Annotated in this window: 17 protein-coding genes and 3 tRNA genes; 17 read left to right on the top strand and 3 right to left on the bottom strand. The window is 68.4% G+C overall.

The genetic code is table 11. The features are described from left to right. The first annotated feature begins 38 nt into the window (after positions 1 to 38). The 3 genes from ACWDU4_RS21120 to cmrA are packed head-to-tail and all read left to right on the top strand — an operon-like array spanning position 39 to position 3,461. Positions 39 to 566, top strand: a complete 528-nt coding sequence (locus ACWDU4_RS21120) for a PadR family transcriptional regulator (RefSeq protein ID WP_450115878.1) — start codon at positions 39 to 41, stop codon at positions 564 to 566. Positions 567 to 609: 43 nt separating this feature from the next. Beyond that, the gene (locus ACWDU4_RS21115; protein WP_450115877.1) at positions 610 to 2,640 is read left to right on the top strand and encodes an FAD-dependent oxidoreductase; all 2,031 of its coding nucleotides are present in this window, start codon (positions 610 to 612) and stop codon (positions 2,638 to 2,640) included. A gap of 17 nt (positions 2,641 to 2,657) precedes the next feature. Then, positions 2,658 to 3,461, top strand: coding sequence for a mycolate reductase (cmrA, locus tag ACWDU4_RS21110; protein WP_450115876.1), 804 nt, complete (start codon positions 2,658 to 2,660; stop codon positions 3,459 to 3,461). A 51-nt stretch (positions 3,462 to 3,512) separates the two neighbouring features. On the opposite strand, the gene ACWDU4_RS21105 is transcribed toward cmrA, so the two are convergent. After that, positions 3,513 to 4,355, bottom strand: a complete 843-nt coding sequence (locus tag ACWDU4_RS21105; RefSeq protein ID WP_450115875.1) for an alpha/beta fold hydrolase — start codon at positions 4,353 to 4,355, stop codon at positions 3,513 to 3,515. A gap of 92 nt (positions 4,356 to 4,447) precedes the next feature. On the opposite strand from ACWDU4_RS21105, the gene ACWDU4_RS21100 reads away from it, so the two are divergent. The 3 genes from ACWDU4_RS21100 to ACWDU4_RS21090 all read left to right on the top strand — a co-directional run bounded on the left by ACWDU4_RS21100 (position 4,448) and on the right by ACWDU4_RS21090 (position 8,241). Continuing rightward, positions 4,448 to 5,011: a TetR/AcrR family transcriptional regulator gene (locus ACWDU4_RS21100; RefSeq protein WP_450115874.1), complete on the top strand. Its 564-nt coding sequence runs from the start codon at positions 4,448 to 4,450 to the stop codon at positions 5,009 to 5,011. 172 nt (positions 5,012 to 5,183) lie between these two features. Then, positions 5,184 to 6,527 carry a diaminopimelate decarboxylase gene (gene lysA, locus ACWDU4_RS21095; protein ID WP_450115873.1) on the top strand — a complete coding sequence of 448 codons (1,344 nt, stop codon included), beginning with the start codon at positions 5,184 to 5,186 and terminating at the stop codon, positions 6,525 to 6,527. 79 nt (positions 6,528 to 6,606) lie between these two features. After that, a complete protein-coding gene (locus ACWDU4_RS21090) occupies positions 6,607 to 8,241 on the top strand; it encodes an AMP-binding protein (protein ID WP_450115872.1) in 1,635 nt (544 codons plus the stop codon). A gap of 63 nt (positions 8,242 to 8,304) precedes the next feature. On the opposite strand, the gene ACWDU4_RS21085 is transcribed toward ACWDU4_RS21090, so the two are convergent. Then, a complete protein-coding gene (locus ACWDU4_RS21085) occupies positions 8,305 to 10,035 on the bottom strand; it encodes a helicase HerA-like domain-containing protein (RefSeq protein ID WP_450115871.1) in 1,731 nt (576 codons plus the stop codon). Between the two features lie 83 nt (positions 10,036 to 10,118). Between ACWDU4_RS21085 and orn the strand changes: the two genes are divergently transcribed. The 9 genes from orn to ACWDU4_RS21040 all read left to right on the top strand — a co-directional run bounded on the left by orn (position 10,119) and on the right by ACWDU4_RS21040 (position 17,498). Continuing rightward, positions 10,119 to 10,718, top strand: coding sequence for an oligoribonuclease (orn, locus tag ACWDU4_RS21080; RefSeq protein ID WP_450115870.1), 600 nt, complete (start codon positions 10,119 to 10,121; stop codon positions 10,716 to 10,718). A gap of 89 nt (positions 10,719 to 10,807) precedes the next feature. Beyond that, a tRNA-His gene (locus ACWDU4_RS21075) sits at positions 10,808 to 10,880 on the top strand. Between the two features lie 244 nt (positions 10,881 to 11,124). Continuing rightward, positions 11,125 to 11,733: a TetR family transcriptional regulator gene (locus ACWDU4_RS21070; protein ID WP_450115869.1), complete on the top strand. Its 609-nt coding sequence runs from the start codon at positions 11,125 to 11,127 to the stop codon at positions 11,731 to 11,733. Positions 11,734 to 11,905: 172 nt separating this feature from the next. Next, complete coding sequence (locus tag ACWDU4_RS21065; protein WP_450115868.1) at positions 11,906 to 13,438, top strand: VWA domain-containing protein; 1,533 nt, start codon at positions 11,906 to 11,908, stop codon at positions 13,436 to 13,438. Further along, positions 13,435 to 14,226: an AAA family ATPase gene (locus ACWDU4_RS21060; RefSeq protein ID WP_450115867.1), complete on the top strand. Its 792-nt coding sequence runs from the start codon at positions 13,435 to 13,437 to the stop codon at positions 14,224 to 14,226. The genes ACWDU4_RS21065 and ACWDU4_RS21060 overlap by 4 nt, the downstream gene beginning before the upstream one ends. Next, the gene (locus tag ACWDU4_RS21055; RefSeq protein WP_450115866.1) at positions 14,223 to 14,912 is read left to right on the top strand and encodes a hypothetical protein; all 690 of its coding nucleotides are present in this window, start codon (positions 14,223 to 14,225) and stop codon (positions 14,910 to 14,912) included. The genes ACWDU4_RS21060 and ACWDU4_RS21055 overlap by 4 nt, the downstream gene beginning before the upstream one ends. Before the next feature lie 192 nt (positions 14,913 to 15,104). Beyond that, positions 15,105 to 15,839: a hypothetical protein gene (locus ACWDU4_RS21050; RefSeq protein ID WP_450115865.1), complete on the top strand. Its 735-nt coding sequence runs from the start codon at positions 15,105 to 15,107 to the stop codon at positions 15,837 to 15,839. Positions 15,840 to 15,879: 40 nt separating this feature from the next. Then, a complete protein-coding gene (locus ACWDU4_RS21045; RefSeq protein WP_450115864.1) occupies positions 15,880 to 16,332 on the top strand; it encodes a hypothetical protein in 453 nt (150 codons plus the stop codon). After that, positions 16,329 to 17,498 carry a phosphotransferase gene (locus ACWDU4_RS21040; protein ID WP_450115863.1) on the top strand — a complete coding sequence of 390 codons (1,170 nt, stop codon included), beginning with the start codon at positions 16,329 to 16,331 and terminating at the stop codon, positions 17,496 to 17,498. Before ACWDU4_RS21045 ends, ACWDU4_RS21040 begins: the two co-directional genes overlap by 4 nt. Positions 17,499 to 17,561: 63 nt before the next feature. Here ACWDU4_RS21040 and ACWDU4_RS21035 read toward each other — a convergent pair whose 3' ends face one another. Continuing rightward, positions 17,562 to 18,749 (bottom strand): L,D-transpeptidase, encoded by a 1,188-nt coding sequence (locus tag ACWDU4_RS21035; RefSeq protein ID WP_450115862.1) that lies wholly within the window; start codon positions 18,747 to 18,749, stop codon positions 17,562 to 17,564. A 287-nt stretch (positions 18,750 to 19,036) separates the two neighbouring features. Between ACWDU4_RS21035 and ACWDU4_RS21030 the strand changes: the two genes are divergently transcribed. After that, a tRNA-Lys gene (locus ACWDU4_RS21030) sits at positions 19,037 to 19,112 on the top strand. Positions 19,113 to 19,201: 89 nt separating this feature from the next. Further along, positions 19,202 to 19,277 (top strand) — tRNA-Lys (locus ACWDU4_RS21025). The last annotated feature ends 38 nt before the right edge of the window (positions 19,278 to 19,315 follow it).

Below are 19,315 nucleotides of genomic sequence, written 5' to 3'. Positions count from 1 at the left end.
GAGTTGCATATCGATGGCGGGTCGTCGACACTGGCGTCGTGGCTCTCGAACACGCACTACTCGTCTCACTGTCGGAACAGTCCGGCTCGGGCTACGAGCTGGCCCGCCGGTTCGACAAGTCGATCGGATTCTTCTGGAGCGCCACCCACCAGCAGATCTACCGCGTCCTCAAGCGGATGGACGAGGCCGGCTGGGTCACCGGCGAGGCAGTCGGCCAGCAGGGACGGCCGGACAAGCGCGTCTACCGCGTTTCCGATGCCGGCCGGGCGGAACTCGCGCGGTGGATCGCGGAACCGACCGAGGTCGGCCACCTGCGCAACGAGCTCGCGGTGAAGATCCGCGCCGCCGCCTACGCCGATCCCGGCGACGTGCGCGCCGAGGTCGTCCGACACCGCGACGGCCACGCCCAGCGGCTCGAGGTCTACCGAATGATCGAGAAGCGCGACTTCCCGGTACCCGCCCGCCTGTCGGGCAGCGCACTGCACCAGTACCTCGTGCTACGCGGCGGCATCCGCGTCGAGGAGGGCTTCACGCAGTGGTGCGAGGAGATCCTTGCCGCCCTCTGACATGACCCGTCCCTGCCCAACCCGTCCGATGGAAGGCCCACCCGTGACCACTCCGTACCCGCACCTGCTGTCCCCGCTGGACCTCGGATTCACCACCCTGCGCAATCGGGTGGTGATGGGTTCGATGCACACCGGGTTGGAGGACCGCACCCGCGACGTCCCGAAGCTGGCCGCGTACTTCGCCGAACGCGCCCGCGGCGGTGTCGGACTGATCGTCACCGGCGGCTACGCCCCCAACCGCACCGGTTGGCTGTTGCCCTTCGGCGCCGATCTGATCACCCGCAAGCAGGCGGCCCGGCACCGGGAGATCACCGACGCCGTGCACGCCGAGGGCGGCGCGATCGCGCTGCAGATCCTGCACGCCGGGCGGTACTCCTACCAGCCGCTGAGCGTGTCGGCGTCGTCGATCAAGGCCCCCATCAACCCGTTCCGGCCGCGCGCACTGACCCGACGCGGCATCGAGTCGACGATCGACGACTACGTCCGCTGCGCCCGACTGGCGCAGGAAGCCGGGTACGACGGCGTCGAGATCATGGGCGGCGAAGGCTACTTCCTCAACCAGTTCCTCGCCGAGCGCACCAACCGGCGCACCGACGAATGGGGCGGCTCGCCCGAGAACCGCCGCCGCATCGCGGTGGAGATCGTGCGCCGCACCCGCGCCGCCGTCGGCCAGAACTTCGTCATCCTGTTCCGGCTGTCGATGGCGGATCTCGTCGAGAAGGGCCAGACCTGGAGCGAGATCGTCACCCTCGCAAAGGAACTCGAGGACGCGGGCACGACGATCCTGAACACCGACATCGGCTGGCACGAGGCACGCGTCCCGACCATCGTCACCTCCGTGCCGAGGGCCGCGTTCACGTCGTTCACCGAACGCCTCGCCCGCGAGGTGAGCATCCCGGTGTGCGCGTCCAACCGGATCAACATGCCCGAGACCGCCGAGGAGATCCTGGCCCGCGGCGACGCGCAACTGGTCTCGGCGGCCCGGCCGCTGCTCGCCGACCCGGAGTGGGTGAACAAGGCGGCCGCCGACCGCAGCGACGAGATCAACACCTGCATCGCCTGCAACCAGGCGTGCCTGGACCACGCGTTCGCGAACAAGCGCGTCTCCTGCCTGCTCAACCCGCGCGCCGGACGCGAGACCGAACTGGTGCTCTCCCCCACCCGGCGCCGAAAGTCGATCGCCGTCGTCGGGGCAGGCCCGGCGGGACTCTCCGCGGCACTGAACCTCGCACAGCGCGGCCACGAGGTGAACCTCTTCGAGGCCGGCACCGAGATCGGCGGCCAGTTCGCAATCGCCCGCCGGATCCCCGGCAAGGAGGAGTTCGCCGAGACGGTGCGCTACTACACCCGCAGCCTCGAGGTCGCGGGCGTCAAGGTGCACCTGAACACCCGCGTCGACGCGAAGACCCTCGTCGGCGGCGGTTACGACGAGGTGGTGCTGGCCACCGGCGTCACCCCGCGCATCCCGTCGATCCCCGGCATCGACCACCCGAGCGTGCTGTCGTACGCGGAACTCGTGCGCGACGGGAAACCGGTCGGGTCGACGGTCGCGGTGATCGGCGCAGGCGGCATCGGCGTCGACGTCTCCGAGTACCTCACCCACGCGCACTCCCCCGCCGTGGATCTGGCCGAGTGGACCCGGGAGTGGGGCGTCACCCACGACGAGTCCGCGCCCGGAGCACTGACCGAACCGGTCGTCGCGCCGTCGCCGCATCAGGTGTACCTGCTGCAACGCAAGTCCACCCCGATCGGCGCCGGGCTCGGCAAGACCTCCGGCTGGGTCCACCGCGCCGCGCTGAAGAAGAAGGGCGTGCAACAGATCTCGGGCGTCAACTACGAACGCATCGACGACGAGGGCCTGCACATCAGCTTCGGGGAGAAGCGCGAACGCCCGCGGACGATCGCGGTCGACAACGTGGTCGTCTGCGCCGGGCAGGAGTCGGTGCGCGACCTCGAAGCCGGCCTGACCGCCGCGGGCGTCCCTGTCCACGTGATCGGCGGCGCCGACGTCGCCGCCGAACTCGACGCCAAGCGGGCGATCGAGCAGGGCACCCGGCTCGCCGCGACGCTGTAGGCACTAGCCTGAGCGCCGTGAGCCTGCCTACCCCCACCCCCGACGCCCGCGCGGTCGTGACCGGCGCCTCCTCCGGAATCGGCGAGGCGCTTGCCACCGAGTTGGCCGCCCGGGGCCACTCCCTGATCCTCGTCGCCCGCCGTGAGGACCTGCTCGACGCGCTTGCCGCGAAGCTGTCCGACGCGCACCGCGTCACCGTCGAGGTCCGCGCGGTGGACCTGGCCGACCGGGACCGACGTGCACCGCTGGTCGAGGAGCTGGCCGGCCGGGAGATCTCGATCCTGTGCAACAACGCGGGAATCGCCACCTTCGGACCGGTCGCGGAACTGGACCCGTCGTACGAACGCGCGCAGGTCGAGCTCAATGCCGTTGCGGTGCACGACCTCACCCTCGCGGTGCTGCCGGGGATGCTGGCGCGCAGGTCGGGCGGCATCCTGATGGTGGGTTCGGCCGCAGGCAACATGCCGATTCCGAACAACGCCACCTACGCGGCGACGAAGGCGTTCGTGAACACCTTCTCCGAGTCGCTGCGCGGCGAGCTGAAGGACTCGGGTGTGCACGTCACGCTGCTGGCTCCGGGCCCGGTGCGGACCGAGACCCCGGACCCCGCCGAGGCGTCGATCGTGGACCGGCTCGTCCCGGACTTCCTGTGGATCTCCAGCGAGTACACCGCCAAGCTGTCCCTCGACGCGCTGGCGAAGAACAAGATGCGCGTCGTGCCCGGCATCCTGAGCAAGGGCATGTCCGTGGCAGGCGGTTATTCCCCCCGCGCCGTCATCGCCCCGGTCGTGGGCACCTTCTACAAGAAGCTCGGCGGCTAGCCGACCGTGTCGGCCCGGTGTCCCCGGGCCGACACGGTGAACAGCAGCAGGTCAGCCGCGCACGAACTTCAGCAGCGCCTCGGTGACCTCGTCGGCGTGCGTCCACAGCAGACCGTGCGGCGCCCCCTCGATCTCGACGTACTCGGCCTCCGGGAGCGCCTCGTGGAACGGACGGCCGGTCGAGTCGATCGGCAGGATGTTGTCCGCGGTGCCGTGCAGGATCAGGGCCGGCTTGGCGCTCGCACGCACGGCAGCCACGTCCTGCCGGAAGTCCTCGATCCACGTCGGAACGACCGCGTGGGCGGCCACCGGCGCGGAACGGGTCGCCGTGTTCCAGCTCGCCGTGACGGCCTCCTGGCTGATCCGGGTACCCAGGTTCTCGTCCAGGTTGTAGAAGTCCTTGTAGAACTGCGTGAACCAGGCGAACCGATCGGCCTTCGCGGCGGCCTCGATCCCGTCGAACACGTCCTGCGGCACGCCCGTCGGGTTGTCGTCGCGCCGAACGAGGAACGGCTCGAGCGACGCGAGGAAGGCGAGCTTCGCGACGCGCTCGTGCCCGTACTTGCCGACGTAGCGGGCCAATTCGCCGGTGCCCATCGAGAACCCGACGAGGATGACGTCCGTCAGGTCGAGCGTCGTGAGTACCGCGTTCAGGTCGGCGGCGAACGTGTCGTAGTCGTAGCCGGTGGTGACCTTGCTGGACTGCCCGAATCCGCGGCGGTCGTAGGTGACGACGCGATAGCCGGCGTCGAGCAGGGCGCGGGTCTGCTTCTCCCAGCTGGAGCCGTCGAGCGGGTAGCCGTGGATCAGCACGACGGCCTGCCCGGACCCGTGGTCCTCGTAGTAGAGATCGATCGGAGTGCTGTTCTCGGTACCAACGGTGACGAAGCCCATGTCCGCTCATTTCTCTTCATGGGAGAACGGTCGTTCTCCCGATGTTCGAGAGAATAGAGAACGCTCGTTCTCGAGGCAAGTATTCTGATCACATGAACGCAGAGGACCCGCGCGACCGCATCCTGGAGACCGCCGACCGGCTCTACTACGAAAAGGGCTACGCCGCGGTCGGCATGGACGAGTTGCGCACGGCCGCCGGGGTCCCCCTGAAGCGGCTGTACCAGGAGTTCCCCTCCAAGGCCGACCTCGTCCTGGCGGTCCTCGATCACAAGCGGGCACGATGGGAACGCGAACTCGGCGCGTTCCTCAGCGCACAGGACAGCCCGCGCGACCGGCTGCTCGCCGTGTACGACTACCTGCACCAGTGGTTCTGCACCGACGACTTCCACGGCTGCGGATTCATCAACGCCTACGGCGAGCTGGGGCGCACCGATCCGGCCGTCGCGGCCGCGGTGCGCGCCCAGAAAGCGTCGTTCCAGGCGACCGTCGACGAGCTCGTGCACGAGATCGGGGGTCCGCCCACCCTGGCCGCGCAGCTCGTACTGCTGGCCGAGGGCGCCCAGACGACGGCAGCCGTCTCCGGAGACCCGAGCGCGGCCGAGCACGCGCATGCAGCGGCGCAAACCCTCATCGACGTCGCCATCGGAAGCGCGTGAAGCCGCTCGTCGGTGGCACCGACCGCGATCCGCCGTGCGCACCGGATGCGCCCCCGACCGTCAGCCCGGCGTCAAACCCGTTGCGGGCGGCGTCAAGACCCCGTCAGGGACGGCGACGGACACGACTCGGGCGAGTACTCCGGAGGGTGTAACCCACCTTCAGGAGCCCACCGTGACCCTGCTCGACATCCTGCCGTCGCTGCGCTCGGCGATGAGCCCGCGACTCGACCCCACCCTGTGGCCGACCACCACCCACGTCGACGAACTCGGCCGGATCACCGTCGGCGGAGTTGCGATCGCCGACATCGCCGACCGGTTCGGCACACCGACCTACATCCTCGACGAACGCGACGTCCGGCATCGCTGCCGGGTCTATCGCGAGACCTTCCCCGAGGCCGAGATCGCGTACGCAGGCAAGGCCCTGCTGACCCGGGCAGTGGCCGCGTGGGTCGCCGAGGAAGGCCTCGCGCTCGACGTGTGCTCGGCAGGCGAACTCGCGATCGCACTGTCCGCCGGTGTCGATCCGCGCCGAATCATCCTGCACGGCAACGTCAAGACCGCCGCCGACCTGTCCGCGGCCCGCGCGGCCGGAGTCGGGCGGATCGTCGTCGACTCGGCCGCCGAGATCACGCTGCTGGCCGCGTCGTCCGCGCACCGCCAGAACGTCCTGGTCCGGGTGACACCCGGCATCGACGCGCACACCCACCGCGCCGTCACCACCGGGGTCGACGACCAGAAGTTCGGCTTCCCCCTCGCGCACGGCCAGGCGGACGAAGCGGTCCGGCGGGTGCTGGGCCACCCACGACTGAACCTGATCGGCCTGCACTGCCATCTGGGCTCCCAGATCACCGACGCCGACTGCTACGGGATCGCCGTCGACCGGATGATCGCCGAGATGGCACAGATCCGGCTGGATCACGGCACCATCCTGACCCAACTGGACCTCGGTGGCGGACACGGCATCCCGTACACCGCCGGCGATCCGTGCCTGGACCCGACGGCGCTCTCCGCGACCATCGAGGACGCCCTCGACGACGCCTGCGCCCGGCACCACTTCCCGCGACCGCGGATCACCCTCGAACCGGGCCGGGCGATCGTCGGACGGGCCGGGGTGACCGTGTACCGCGTGCTGTCGGTCAAGCGGGTCGAGGGCGGCCGGACCTTCGTCGGCGTCGACGGCGGCATGAGCGACAATCCGCGCGTCGGACTGTACGGCGCGCATTACACCGTCACGCTGGCCAATCGGCACTCGACCGCGCCGGACATGGTCGCGACCGTCGCGGGACGGCACTGCGAGTCCGGTGACGAGATCGTGAAGGACGCGGCACTCCCCGCGGACGTACGACCCGGCGACGTGCTGGCCGTGCCGGTGACCGGCGCCTACCACCACAGCATGGCGTCGTCGTACAACTCAGTGGGGCGCCCGCCGGTCGTTGCGGTAGCCGGGGGCTCCGTGCGCGAGCTGATCCGCCGCGAGACGCTGGACGATCTGATGCGTCGCGAGGCAGGTCTGTAGCACTCTGCCCCTGGCGTCAGTCCTTACCGGCAAGTAAGTTGGGGCGAGTCGCGCCACGACCCCAGGAGGACCCGCCCACATGCCGCGCCTTTCCAGAGCAACAGACCTGATCAAGGGCCTGATTCCGATCACGAAGGCCGGCATCGTCGGACCGATCGCCCCGAGCGCCCTCCCCGGCGTCGCCTCCGCCTGGTACCAGTGGGACTTCACCGCCGGCGGCCTGCTCGCCTCCGCCGCCCGCCGCGACGGAGACCGGGTGGCGGTCGTCGACGACCGCGGTCCGGTCACCTACCGGCAACTCGACGCCGACGCCGAAGCCCTCGCACTGGCCCTGCACGACCGCGGCCTGCGCGAGCGCGGCCGCATCGGGGTCCTGGCCCGCAACCATCGTGGCTTCGTCACCGCGATGGGCGCGGCGGCCCGGCTCGGCACCGACCTGGTGCTGCTCAACACCGGCGCGTCCGCGGCCCAGCTCGCCGAGATCGTCGTGGAACAGAAGCTGGACTGGCTGCTCGTCGACCCCGAATTCACACCCCTGATCCCGGACTCGACGTTGCGGGTCGCGGTGTTCGAGGACCCTGACGCGACCGACGGCGGCGACGGCGCCGAGGGCTGGGCCCGGTTCGAGGGCCTCCTCGAGGACGGCCGCGGCGGCAGCGCACTGGCCCTGCCGAGACGGCCGCGACGCGGTCGGCTGGTCGTGCTCACCTCCGGCACCACCGGCACTCCCAAGGGCGCCTCCCGCCCCGAGCCGCGCAACTGGATGCCGGCGTCCGCGGTACTGTCGCGGCTGCCGCTGCGCAGCAACGGCGTCACGGTGATCGCGTCACCGATCTTCCACACCTGGGGCCTGGCCGGGACCCAGCTCGCGCTCGCGCTGCGCTCGACCATGGTGCTGACCCGCCGCTTCGAGCCCGCGGCCACCGTCGAATCCGTCTCCCACCACCGAGCCGACACCCTGTGGGTGGTCCCCACGATGCTGCAGCGGATCACGGACCTCCCCAAGGATCAGCGCGACGTCGACCTCGCGTGCCTGCGGGTGATCGCCGCCAGCGGTTCCGCCATCCCGACCGGCGTCGTGCACAAGACGTTCGACGTGTTCGGTCCGGTGCTCTACAACTTCTACGGCTCCACCGAGGTGAGCTGGGCGTCGATCGCGCAGCCCGACGAACTGCTCCGGCATCCGAACACCGCGGGGCGGCCTCCGCTCGGCACCACGGTGCGCATCCTCGACGAGACCGGCACCGAGGTCCCCGCCGGCACCGTCGGACGGGTGTTCGTCGGCAACGGGATGCTCTTCGAGGGCTACACCCGGGCCGGCGGCGAGAAGGAGGTCGTCGACGGGATGATGTCGACCGGCGACGTCGGCCACTTCGACGACGAGGGCCTGCTGTTCCTCGACGGCCGCAGCGACGACATGATCGTCTCCGGCGGCGAGAACGTCTACCCACGCGAGGTGGAGAACCTGCTCAGTGAGCTGCCCGGCGTTCTCGAAGCCGCGGTGATCGGGGTCGACGACCCGGAGTTCGGTGCGCGCCTCGCGGCGTACGTCGTGCGGACCACCGACACGGACGGGTCCGCGCTGACCACCGACGTCGTCCGCGACCACGTGCGGTCGCACCTGACCCGGTTCTGCGTGCCCCGCGACGTGACCTTCCTCGACGAACTGCCCCGCAACGCCACCGGCAAGGTCGTCCCCCGCCTGTTGCCGTAGGCGGCTGCACCGCCTGTGCGCCCTTCTGGTGGGTCCCGCCATAAGAAAGGCGCACAGGGCGCGTCAGCGCTTGCGGCGGCCGGTGCCGAAGATCGAGCGGGAGATCTCCCGGCCCGCGACGGTCGCGGCCGACCGCAGGAAGCTCTTGACCGCGGAGTTCTGCAAGATCTTCTCCACCGCGCTCGGCTCGTCCGGGGCAGGCGGCGGCAGGTCCGGAAGATCCGGCAGCGCCGGCGGCAGGTCCGGTATCGGCTGCAACGGTGGTGCCAACCGCGCCGTCAACAGCTCGTAGGCGGACTCCCGGTCGAGAGTGGCGCCGTACTTCGCCTGCAGCGGGCTCGCCGCGGCGGCCGCACGGACGGCGTCCTCGCCGATCGTGTCCATCAGCGACCGCGGCGGCGGGATCTTCGCCCACGCCACCGGCGTCGGCGCGCCCTTCTCCGAGAGCACCGTGACAATCGCCTCGCCCGTCCCCAGCGAGGTCAGCGCCTTCTCAAGGTCGTAGTGCTCGGTCTTCGGGTAGGTGCGGACGGTCTTGTTCAGCGCCTTCTGGTCGTCCGGGGTGAACGCGCGCAGCGCGTGCTGGATCCGGGCGCCGAGCTGCGAGAGCACCGCGTTCGGCACGTCCGTCGGCAGCTGGGTGCAGAAGAAGACTCCGACGCCCTTGGACCGGATCAGTTTCACGGTCTGCTCGACCTGCTGGAGGAACGCCTTCGACGCGTCCGCGAACAGCAGGTGCGCCTCGTCGAACACGAACACGAGTTTGGGCTTGTCGACGTCGCCGACCTCGGGCAGCGTCTGGAACAGGTCGGCCAGCACCCACATCAGGAACGTCGAGAACATCGCCGGCCGTGCCGCCTGGGCGCCCAGCTCGAACAGCGTGACGACGCCCCTGCCGTCCGGGCCGACGCGGAGCAGATCCGCGGTGTCGAACTCCGGTTCGCCGAAGAAGGTGTCGCCGCCGTCGGCCTCGAGATTGACCAGCGCGCGCAGGATGACTCCCGCGGTCGCCGAGGACACGCCGCCGATGCCCTTGAGGTCGGCCTTGCCCTCGTCGGAGGTCAGGTGCGCGATGACGGACCGCAGATCCTTCAGGTCGAGCAGCGCCAGTCCCTGGGTGTCGGCCCAGTGGAAGATCAGGCCGAGGGTGGACTCCTGCGTGTCGTTGAGTCCGAGCACCTTGCTGAGCAGGATCGGCCCGAAGCTGGTGATGGTCGCCCGGATCGGCACCCCGATGCCCTCGGTGCCGAGGGAGACGAACTCCGTCGGGAACGCGGTCGGCGCCCAGTCCGTGATGCCGGTCTCGATCGCGCGCGCGGCCATCTTCTCGCTCGCCTCGCCGGCCGCGGACAGGCCGGACACGTCACCCTTGACGTCGGCCATCACCACCGGCACCCCGGCGGCGGAGAGCTGTTCGCAGATGCCCTGCAGCGTCTTGGTCTTGCCGGTGCCGGTGGCACCCGCGACCAGGCCGTGCCGGTTCAGGGTGGCCAGCGGGATCCGGACCCGCGCAGTCGAGTCCACGACCCCGTCCACGACGACGGTGCCCAACTCCAGTGCGCCGCCGTCGAAGGCGTAGCCCGCGGCGATCTCCTGGGCGGCGCCCCGCACCGCACCGGCCTCGGACTGCTGCGCCTGTGGCTGCGCACCCTCCGCCTCCGCCGCGGCCTTCGCGGCCGCCTCGGCGGCTGCGGCCGCTTCCGCCGCGACCCGGGCCGCCTCCTCCGCCGCCGCCTTCGCGGCCGCCGCCCGCTCCGCCAGCGCGGCCGCGTCCGACCCCGGGTCCACCGTCATCCGCTCCTCCTCGATCGCATTCCCACCCGACTTGGCTCCACCGCGAACCCTATCCGAGACCGCCCTGACTACTGTGGATGCTTGTGCAGGACAAACTTGTGTGGATCGATTGCGAAATGACCGGGCTGCGGCTCGGCACCGACAAGCTGATCGAGGTGGCGGCGCTCGTCACCGACAGCGAACTGAACATCCTCGGCGAGGGCGTGGACATCGTCATCCACGCCGACGACGCGGCCCTCGCGGACATGCCCGAGGTCGTGCAGGAGATGCATGCCAAGTCGGGCCTGACCGACGAGGTCCGCGCCTCGACCGTCACACTCGAGGAGGCCGAGCAGCAGGTCCTCGCCTACATCCGCGAGCACATCCCCAACCCAGGCACCGCCCCGCTGTGCGGCAACTCCATCGCCACCGACCGCGGCTTCATCGCCCGCGACATGCCCCAGCTCGACGAGTACCTGCACTACCGGATGATCGACGTCTCCTCGATCAAGGAACTGTGCCGACGCTGGTACCCGCGGATCTACTTCGGTCAGCCCGAGAAGGGTCTGGCGCACCGCGCCCTCGCCGACATCAAGGAGTCGATCCGGGAACTGCAGTACTACCGACGCACCGCGTTCGTCGCCGACCCCGGCCCGTCTACCAGCGACATTGCCGCCGTCGTCAAGGATCTGGTGGCCGAATAGACGCCGATTGGCATTCCGAGCTCCGGACACGCTAGTATCGTCCACGCTGCTGACGCACAGCCCGCAAGGGCGGCGCGTGGGAAGCGATGGTGACCGTAGTTCAGTTGGTAGAGCACCAGGTTGTGATCCTGGCTGTCGCGGGTTCGAGTCCCGTCGGTCACCCCGAAGAAAGGCCCCCGACTCCGGTCGGGGGCCTTTCTCGTTCGGACCATCTTCTGACGCCCGCGTCGATCCGCTCGTCGATCCGCGGCCGCCACCCCTCGGGCCCGCCTCGCCGGACGTGCCACTCCGCGCGCCCATCGAACGTGCACCTGTTCCCACTTTTCGCTGACAAGTGTCAACGAGGTATGCCATCATCACTCCAGTTGCACTTACGGGAAGACCCTCCAGAAGGTGCGGGAACACGATGACCGGCAATCGCGTGGAGTCCACGGGGCGGGAAGCCCAACGCATACTGACCCGACAGCGGGTATTCGACGCCGCCGTCGCCGAGTTCAGTGAACGAGGGATGGCAGACGCCGACCTGGCCGCGATCGCCGCGGCCGCAGGCGTGTCACGCGGAACCTTCTACTTCCACTTCCCCACCAGGGAGCACGTCCTCCTGGCACTCGAGGAAGGCGAAGAGCGTCGCATCGCGAGCGAACTCAGCGAATTCCTCTCCACTCCAAGAGATCTCACAGCCATCTTGAAGAAGGTCATCGACCTCACCGTCGCGATCGAAGAGCGCCTCGGAAGACTGCTCTTCAAAGACCTGCTCGGGTCGTACTTCTCACCCACCAGGCCCCTGACCGACGAATGGCGCAGTCACCCGCTCATCGTCCTGGTCGCCACCACGATGGAGCGGGCCGACGCTTCCGGCGAGGCCGAGATCGTCGTCGATCCCTACCACAGCGCCGCGTTCTTCCTCCTCGGTCTCTACGCCCTGCTCACCACCACCGCGGGCGCGGAACCACTGCGCACGTCGACCCTGAACAGCTACCTCACGACAACATTGCGAAGCCTGGAGCCTCGATGAACCGATCAACACACCGAAAGGGAGACAGTCATGTGGCAGGAAATCGTTCGACTCGCATTCGCCTGGGGCGTAATGGTTCTGGTCATCGCGTTCTGGTACTGGATCATGCGCAACATCGGGACCTTCTGAGCGAAACGCACCGCACACCCACGCACCCCGGGGCCGGTGCGTCATGACCGTCGCCGAGACCTCACACGCGTTGACCGTCGAGCGGAGCTGCGGGCTCACCGCGGTCGCCTTCTCCGAGCAGCGACGCGACGGCGTCCGCCTGATGACCGGTCCCCACCGCGGGTTCGGGTTGAGTCCCAGCCGTCGCATCGTCAACGTCCCGTACCCCGCACTCGGACCGGACTGGCAGCGATCGACGCTGACATGCGGCGTGGCCCTGCAGTGTTCGCCCTCGAAGGACCGGATCGCAGGGTACGAGCTGCACCAACTCGACCCGCGACAGCTCGGGGCACTGTCCCTGGTCGAGGGCAGCGTGGCCGCAGGCTGGATCGCCGACCGGCTCCCCGGCCTCCTGCCCGAGATCCGGCGCCTCGTACCGCATCTCGAGATCGGTGACCACGACCTCGAGGGCGCGGAGATGATCGAGCGGGCCCTGTCCCTCGCGCGCTCACGCAAACCGATCGACGGTCATCCCGTTCTGGGGAACCTCCCCCTGCGGGCCCCCGCACGCGGTGCACTCTCCGCAGCGGTGCGACGCGCGTACGGACGCATGCCCTGGACGTCGTCGCGCACCGACGCCAAGCGACTGATGTCCGTGCCGGTCGGCGGTGACGGTGGTGCGCGCAACTCCAACCTCCCGCCACCGAGCAAACCCGAGAACGAGGAGATCGAGATCCGTCCGGACCAGCGCGCCGGCATCCCGTATCCCGAGTGGAACATGTGGCGTGACGAGTTCCTGCCCGATCACGTCGCGGTGCTCGAGCGCAGGTACCCGACGCGCCACAGCCCGGTCTCGGCCGTGTCCCCCGACATCCGCCGGTGGTTCGCCGAGCACACCCATCGCGCGATGCGCACGGGCCTCGACGACGGCTCCGACATCGACGTGGACCGCTACGTGTCCCACTACATCGACACCCGCGCCGGCGAAGCGGACGAGCCGCGGGTCTTTCGTGAACTGCTACCGAGTTCACGCGACGTCAGCACCGCGCTGCTCCTCGACGGGAGCTCATCGCTGAGCACGAACGGTGGGCGGGCCTTCCGCACCGAGCTGGCGTGCGCGGACGCGCTCTCGCGAGCGATGACGCTGTCGCGGGAGAAGCACGGCATCTTCGTGTTCTCCGGGAATACCCGGCACCGCGTGGAGGTGAGCTGCCTCAAGGACTTCGCCGATCCGCACTTCGTCGACCCGAGCAGCCTGGGCCTGAGCGCAGGCGGCTACACCCGCCTCGGCGCACCGATCCGGCATCTCACCCGGCGCCTGCTCGATCAACCGTCCGAACGACGCCTGCTCATCGTCATCGGCGACGGCCTCATGTCGGACGAGGGATACGAGGGCCGGTACGCCTGGGCCGACGTCTCCCATGCCCTCGACGAAGCCGACGAGGCCGGCGTCGCCGTGTACTACATCGGCATCGGACCGGTACGCGTCGATCCCCTCCCGGAAGTGTTCGGGGACCGCAGGTCTCGCCGAATCCGCAACGTGGACGACCTCCCGGAAGTACTGGCACACATCCATCGAAAGCTGGTTTCCGAATGAACGACGATCTCTACCTGGCAGGCGGCAACGAAGTTCAGCTCCTCGAGTGGGCGTACGCCGAGCACATGCCGGTGATGCTCACCGGCCCGACCGGCTGCGGAAAGACCCGGTTCGTCGAGCACATGGGACACCTCCTCGGCCGTCCGGTGATCACGATCAGCTGCCACGACGACCTCACCAGCGCCGACCTGGTCGGTCGCTTCATGGTCACCGGCGGTGACGTGGTGTGGACCGACGGACCGCTGACCACCGCCGTCAGGACCGGGGCGATCTGCTATCTCGACGAGGTCGTCGAGGCCCGTCACGATTCGCTCGCGATCCTGCACTCGCTCACCGACCACCGGCGCACCCTGTACCTCGATCGCGCCAACGAAACCATTCCCGCACCTACGAGTTTCATGCTCGTCTGCTCCTACAATCCCGCCTACCGGAGCTCGCTCAAGGACCTCAAACCGTCGTTTCGCCAGCGGTTCGTGACCGTGCCCATGGACTACCTCCCGCCCGACCGTGAGATCGACGTCCTGGTCGCCGAGTCGGGAGTGGACGCAGCCGTCGCAGAGCGACTCATCCGCTGCGCCATCACCATTCGTGATGCCGACGACGTCTTCCACTTCGAACCACCCTCGACCCGTGTCCTGGTGGCCGCGGCACGGCTGATCGCCGCCGGTGCAGGCGAGATGGAAGCGGCCGAGGCCTGCGTCCTGGCACCCCTGAGCAGTGACGGCGCCATCCACGAGGGGCTTCGCGAGATCGCCGCGGCACACCTGGCCGGGGCGGAGCAGCGATGACGAGCACGGTCCGCACCGGGCCGACCTACGACGAGCACGAAGACGACAGCCGGTCGGCGCAGCGGCGGGCCGACTACTGGCTCATTGCGGGCACCGCACTGATGGGCACCTACGTCCTCGGCCTCTTCGGGCTGCCCATCTTTCTTCGTGGAGTCTGGTTGCAGCGCAAGGCACAGCAGGAGGGTCTGTCGGTCCGGCCGATCATGGTCACCCTGATCGGCTACCTGGTCATCCTCGACGCCTTCCTCAACACCGTCGGCTGGGCGCTGGACCTGATCGCCAACCACACGCTCCTCAACCGCGTCTTCTTCACCGCCTGGGGCAATTACGCCGACAACGGGTACTTCTGGCACTACAACGAGTTGTGGATCGGCGGATCCGCCGCACCCGGTGAGAAGGGCTGGGAGATCGCCTGTGTCTTCGTGGTCTTCCCGATGCGGGTCGCCGCGGCGATCGCCTTCCTGCAGATGAAGCGATGGGGACACCAGTGGCTGACGGTGACCTGCTGGTTCGGCGTGGTGATCTGGGTCGGCTACATCACGAACATGACGGTCTACGCCGACCTGCGCTTCACCGGAACCATCCTGCCCGTAATCGGATGGTGGCTCTACGACATCTTCTACATCACCCCGTTCCTGGCAATCCCGTACTTACACACGGTCAATCGCGAGATCTTCTCGGATTGACGCCCAGAGATCGCCTCGCATCGACACAGCGTGAACAGTTCCGACACCTCGAGGAGAACCGACATGAACGAGCAAGACCGGCGAAGGAAGCGCGCGCTCATCGTCTTTCAGATCGCCATGTACGGATTCCTGCTGGCCATGTTCCTGATCCAACTCAACATGTCGCTGCACCGGGACTGGTAGGGCACCGGCATGAACTTCCCGACCACCCGCCGGCGCACCTCCGAGAAGGCCACCACAGGCAGTCCGCCGGCGACGGGTCTCACCCAGGACGAACACGAGACCGACAGTCGCACCGCTCAGCGCGAGGCCGATCGGTGGCTCACCATCGGCACCGCGTTCATGGGCACACTGGTCTTCGGATTCGTCGGGCTGCCGATCTTCCTCCGCGGGCTCTACCTCCAGCGCAAGGCACAACAATCCGGCCTCTCGGTGCGGCCCATCATGGTCACCCTGATCGGGTACCTGGTGATCCTCGACGCCTTCCTCAACAGCATCGGCTGGACCCTGGACGTGCTGGCCAGTCACTCGCTGCTGAACCGGGTGTTCTTCACCGCCTGGGGCAACTTCGTCGACAACGGCTACTTCTGGCACTACAACGAAATGTGGATCGGCGGATCCGCCGCCCCCGGCGAGAAGGGCTGGGAGATCGCCTGCATCTTCATCGTGTTCCCCATGCGGATCGCGGCCGGCATCGCCTTCCTCCAGATGAAGCGGTGGGGTCACCAATGGCTGATCGTCACCTGCTGGTTCGGCGTGGTCATCTGGGTCGGCTACATCGTCAACATGACCATGTACGCCGACATCCGCTTCGACGGAACGGTCGTCCCGGTCATCGGATGGTGGCTCTTCGACATCTTCTACATCACCCCATTCCTGGCAATCCCCTACCTGCACACCGTCAATCGCGAGATCTTCTCGGATTGAACCGGATACCGGGTCGTACACCGTCCCTCGAGGAGAACCCATGAGCAAGGCAACATCGACCGAGACCGGAACCGGATCCGACGAGGACCTGCCTCTGGGCACCACCAAAGAGTTCTCGCGAATGCACGGATGGCTCAAGCGGGGCATCATCATCTGCCTCTTCGCCCTCGTCGTCGAAGGTTCGATGACGGTTCCCGCACTCGCCATCTGGTACGGCTTTCCCACCCTGTCGTTCACCGAGATCTGCGACGAGTTCATGAAGGTCCGGTGGGCCGACGAGAACGCCACGTGCGAGTACCCCTATCCGATCGGCGGCCCGCCGTTCGGCGGCGAACCCGAAGGGGCAGGCCGGGACACCGCCCAAGATCAGTGGGGTGTCCAGCCGAAGCCCGCGCTTCCGCGGATCGGGTTCCGAGAGCTCGTGCGTAACAAGGAGGAACGCGAGGCACGCCAGGCGGCCGCGGCGGCGCAGACCGAGACGGGGACCGGGTGACCGACACAGGCCCCCGGGCGCCCCGGGCGGCCTCGACCGCCCTCGGCGTGGGCATGGCGGTCACCGAGGCACTCCGGGCCGCAGCCGACCGGGCCGTACCCCGTCCCGCGGCGGTGCCGCTGCGCGTCGAGGAGGTCACCCCGCTCTGGCTCGCCGACGCCCTCCGCGTCCCACCCGGAGCGATCACGTCGGTGCGGGTCGTCGATCACGACTCGGGGACGGCGGCGCGGGCCCGCATCGCCGTGCAGTCGGAGGCCGACCTGCCCGACAGCCTGTTCTGCAAGATGCCGCCACGCAACTATCTGCAGCACGTGCTGATGAACGTCTTCCGGCTCGGCACGAAGGAGGTGGCCGCCTATCGGGCTCTCGGTGACAACCCTCCGGTGCGGGCGCCGCGATGCCATGCGGCGAAGGAGGATCGACTGCGGCGACGTGCCGTCCTCGTCCTGGAGGACGTCTCGCCGACGGCGGAGTTCCGCACCTGCGTCGATGCGTTGACGGCGGCCGAGGCCCGTGCCGTCGTCGACGCCCTGGCCGACCTGCACGCTGCCTACTGGGACACCGACCGATTTGCCGATGACCTGAGGCCGCTCGCGCACCGTTCGGCGGCCGAGGTCCGGCTCGGTGACCTGATCCGTCGACGGTTCCTTGGCGAGATCTCCGGACACACGTCGGATCTGATCCCGGCGGGGATCAAACGGCAGTGCCGGATCTTCTACGAGCGCAGCGCCGACATCGACAGGTTGTGGGCCGCGCAGCCGCAGACGCTGATCCACGGCGACCCGCATCCGGGCAATCTCTTCTTCGAAGCGGGCTCACCTGGATTCCTCGACTGGCAGGTCGCCAGTTCCGGGGCGGGCATCCGGGACGTCGCGTACTTCCTGACCGCATCCGTCGATCCCGATCTGCTGCGGGTCGTCGAACGCGAACTGGTGGAGCGCTACACCAGCCGGCTCGCCGCGGTCGGCGTCGAGGTCGACCCCGACCGCACCTGGACCCTGTACCGCGCCGCCGTCACCGAGTGGTTCCTGGCGGCCGTGTGCACGGCGGAGGCGGGGGAACGGATGCAACCGTTCGAGATCTCCCGGGTCGGGGTGCAGCGGGCCGTGGCCGCCGTCGGCGCGCACGACAGTTTCGCGCTCCTGGCCACCCTCCTATCCAAATGACCGAATTTGGGTTTCGGTCACGTGAAGTGACCGAAACCCACATTCGGTCGGGGCCGGGTGGGGTCAGACGGCGGCGTTGCCTGCCTTCCACGTCGCCCACGGGATGTTCCAGTCGCCGAGACCGTCGACACCGGACAGGGTGCCGCCGACGGTGTTCTTCACGATCGCGATGTCACCGCGCTTGGTGTTGTCGAACACCCACTTGGCGTTGGCGGGACTCAGGTTCAGGCAGCCGTGGCTGGTGTTCGAGTAGCCCTGCTGCCCCACCGACCACGGCGCCGAGTGGAAGAAGATGCCGCTGTACGACATCCGGGTCGCCCAGTCCACCGGAGTCTTGTAGCCGTCCGGGGAGTTCACGGGAACCCCGTAGGTGGACGAGTCCATCACGAGATGCTCGAACCGGTCGCCGATGATGTAGACGCCGTTGTCGGTCGGGGTGTCGTCCTTGCCCATCGACGTCGGCATGGTCATCACCACCTGGCCGTTGCGCTCGAAGGTGACCTGCTTGGTGTTGTCGTCGGCGGTGGCGATCATCGCGTCGCCGATCCGGAACTCGGACCGCTGGTCCGACTGCCCGAACAATCCGTCGCCGAGGTCACGCCCGAAGACCTTCACGTCGACGGTGACGGTCGTCCCGGGTGCCCAGTAGTTCTCGGGCCGCCACCGGACCTCACGATTGTTGACCCAGTAGAAGGCGCCCTCGACGGGCGGGTTGGTGACGACGGTGATCGCGTCCTGCGCGGCCTTGCGGTCGGGGATGTTCTCGTCGAACTGGACCGCCACCGGCTGACCGATCCCGACGATCTCACCCTCGGTCGGCAGGATGTAGGGCTTGGTCAGATTGCCGGGCGAACTGGTCGTGAAGTTCGACACCAGGGCGCCGGACCCACCGAGACCGAAGGCCTCGGCCTCGAGCCGGTAGCTGCGGTCGTACAGCAGCGGCTCGGTGTTCACCCACGAACGGCCGTCGGGGGCGATCGCACCGGGTACCACGGCACCGGCGGCGTCGACCAGGGTGACGGACGACAGCTTGCCGTCGGCCACCTGCACCGCGACCGGTTCGCTCGGGGAATGCCCGACTGCACCGTCGGCGACCACTGCCGAGAGTTTCGGTTTGATCAGCTCGGTGACCGGGTTCACGTCGATCGCCGGCGCGGCGGACGCCTCCCCACTCGACGGAACCGTGCATGCCGACGATCCGAGCACCACGGCCGCCGCCCCCAACGCGACAACCAGCCGAAACTTCCTCACCGTTACCCCACTTCACACCGTGTACTCGACGGGCCGCCGAACCCCGACCGGGCACGATCCGCCTCTGGCGACCTGTGCACAGCGATTTTGCCAGGTCTTTGCAGAACAGGACCTGCGGCACCCCCGGTCCGACCCGTAACGTTCACATTGCAATCGATCCGGCCCGCGCCTGCGTTACCTCCCGTGCACCGCACAGCCGGTGTGACCAGCCGATTTCGCATACCGTGGGCAGTGCTGTTAATGTTCTCTTCGCACCGAGCGAGACCAGTTCTCGCAAGACGCACCAGGCGCCATTAGCTCAATTGGCAGAGCAGCTGACTCTTAATCAGCGGGTTCGGGGTTCAAGTCCCTGATGGCGCACCAGCACGACAGGCCCCGGTCCTGGCTGTTTCATCCAGCACAGATCGGGGCCTGAATCGTGTCGTGTCCCGCACTTTCGCGGAACACACCGAGCGCCATTAGCTCAATTGGCAGAGCAGCTGACTCTTAATCAGCGGGTTCGGGGTTCAAGTCCCTGATGGCGCACCACCCGACAGGCCCCGGTCCCCGACCGGGGCCTGTCGTCG

It is taken from the genome of Rhodococcus sp. NPDC003348 (genome assembly GCF_053589375.1).
This window is presented reverse-complemented; position numbering and strand designations above follow the sequence as displayed.

Coding starts and splice junctions, on each gene's coding strand:
- ACWDU4_RS21060 (WP_450115867.1), top strand. CDS start 13,435: ATGAACGACGATCTCTACCTGGCAGGCGGCAACGAAGTTCAGCTCCTC.
- ACWDU4_RS21045 (WP_450115864.1), top strand. CDS start 15,880: ATGAGCAAGGCAACATCGACCGAGACCGGAACCGGATCCGACGAGGAC.
- ACWDU4_RS21065 (WP_450115868.1), top strand. CDS start 11,906: ATGACCGTCGCCGAGACCTCACACGCGTTGACCGTCGAGCGGAGCTGC.
- ACWDU4_RS21100 (WP_450115874.1), top strand. CDS start 4,448: ATGAACGCAGAGGACCCGCGCGACCGCATCCTGGAGACCGCCGACCGG.
- ACWDU4_RS21105 (WP_450115875.1), bottom strand. CDS start 4,355: ATGGGCTTCGTCACCGTTGGTACCGAGAACAGCACTCCGATCGATCTC.
- ACWDU4_RS21090 (WP_450115872.1), top strand. CDS start 6,607: ATGCCGCGCCTTTCCAGAGCAACAGACCTGATCAAGGGCCTGATTCCG.
- ACWDU4_RS21070 (WP_450115869.1), top strand. CDS start 11,125: ATGACCGGCAATCGCGTGGAGTCCACGGGGCGGGAAGCCCAACGCATA.
- ACWDU4_RS21050 (WP_450115865.1), top strand. CDS start 15,105: ATGAACTTCCCGACCACCCGCCGGCGCACCTCCGAGAAGGCCACCACA.
- ACWDU4_RS21085 (WP_450115871.1), bottom strand. CDS start 10,035: ATGACGGTGGACCCGGGGTCGGACGCGGCCGCGCTGGCGGAGCGGGCG.
- ACWDU4_RS21055 (WP_450115866.1), top strand. CDS start 14,223: ATGACGAGCACGGTCCGCACCGGGCCGACCTACGACGAGCACGAAGAC.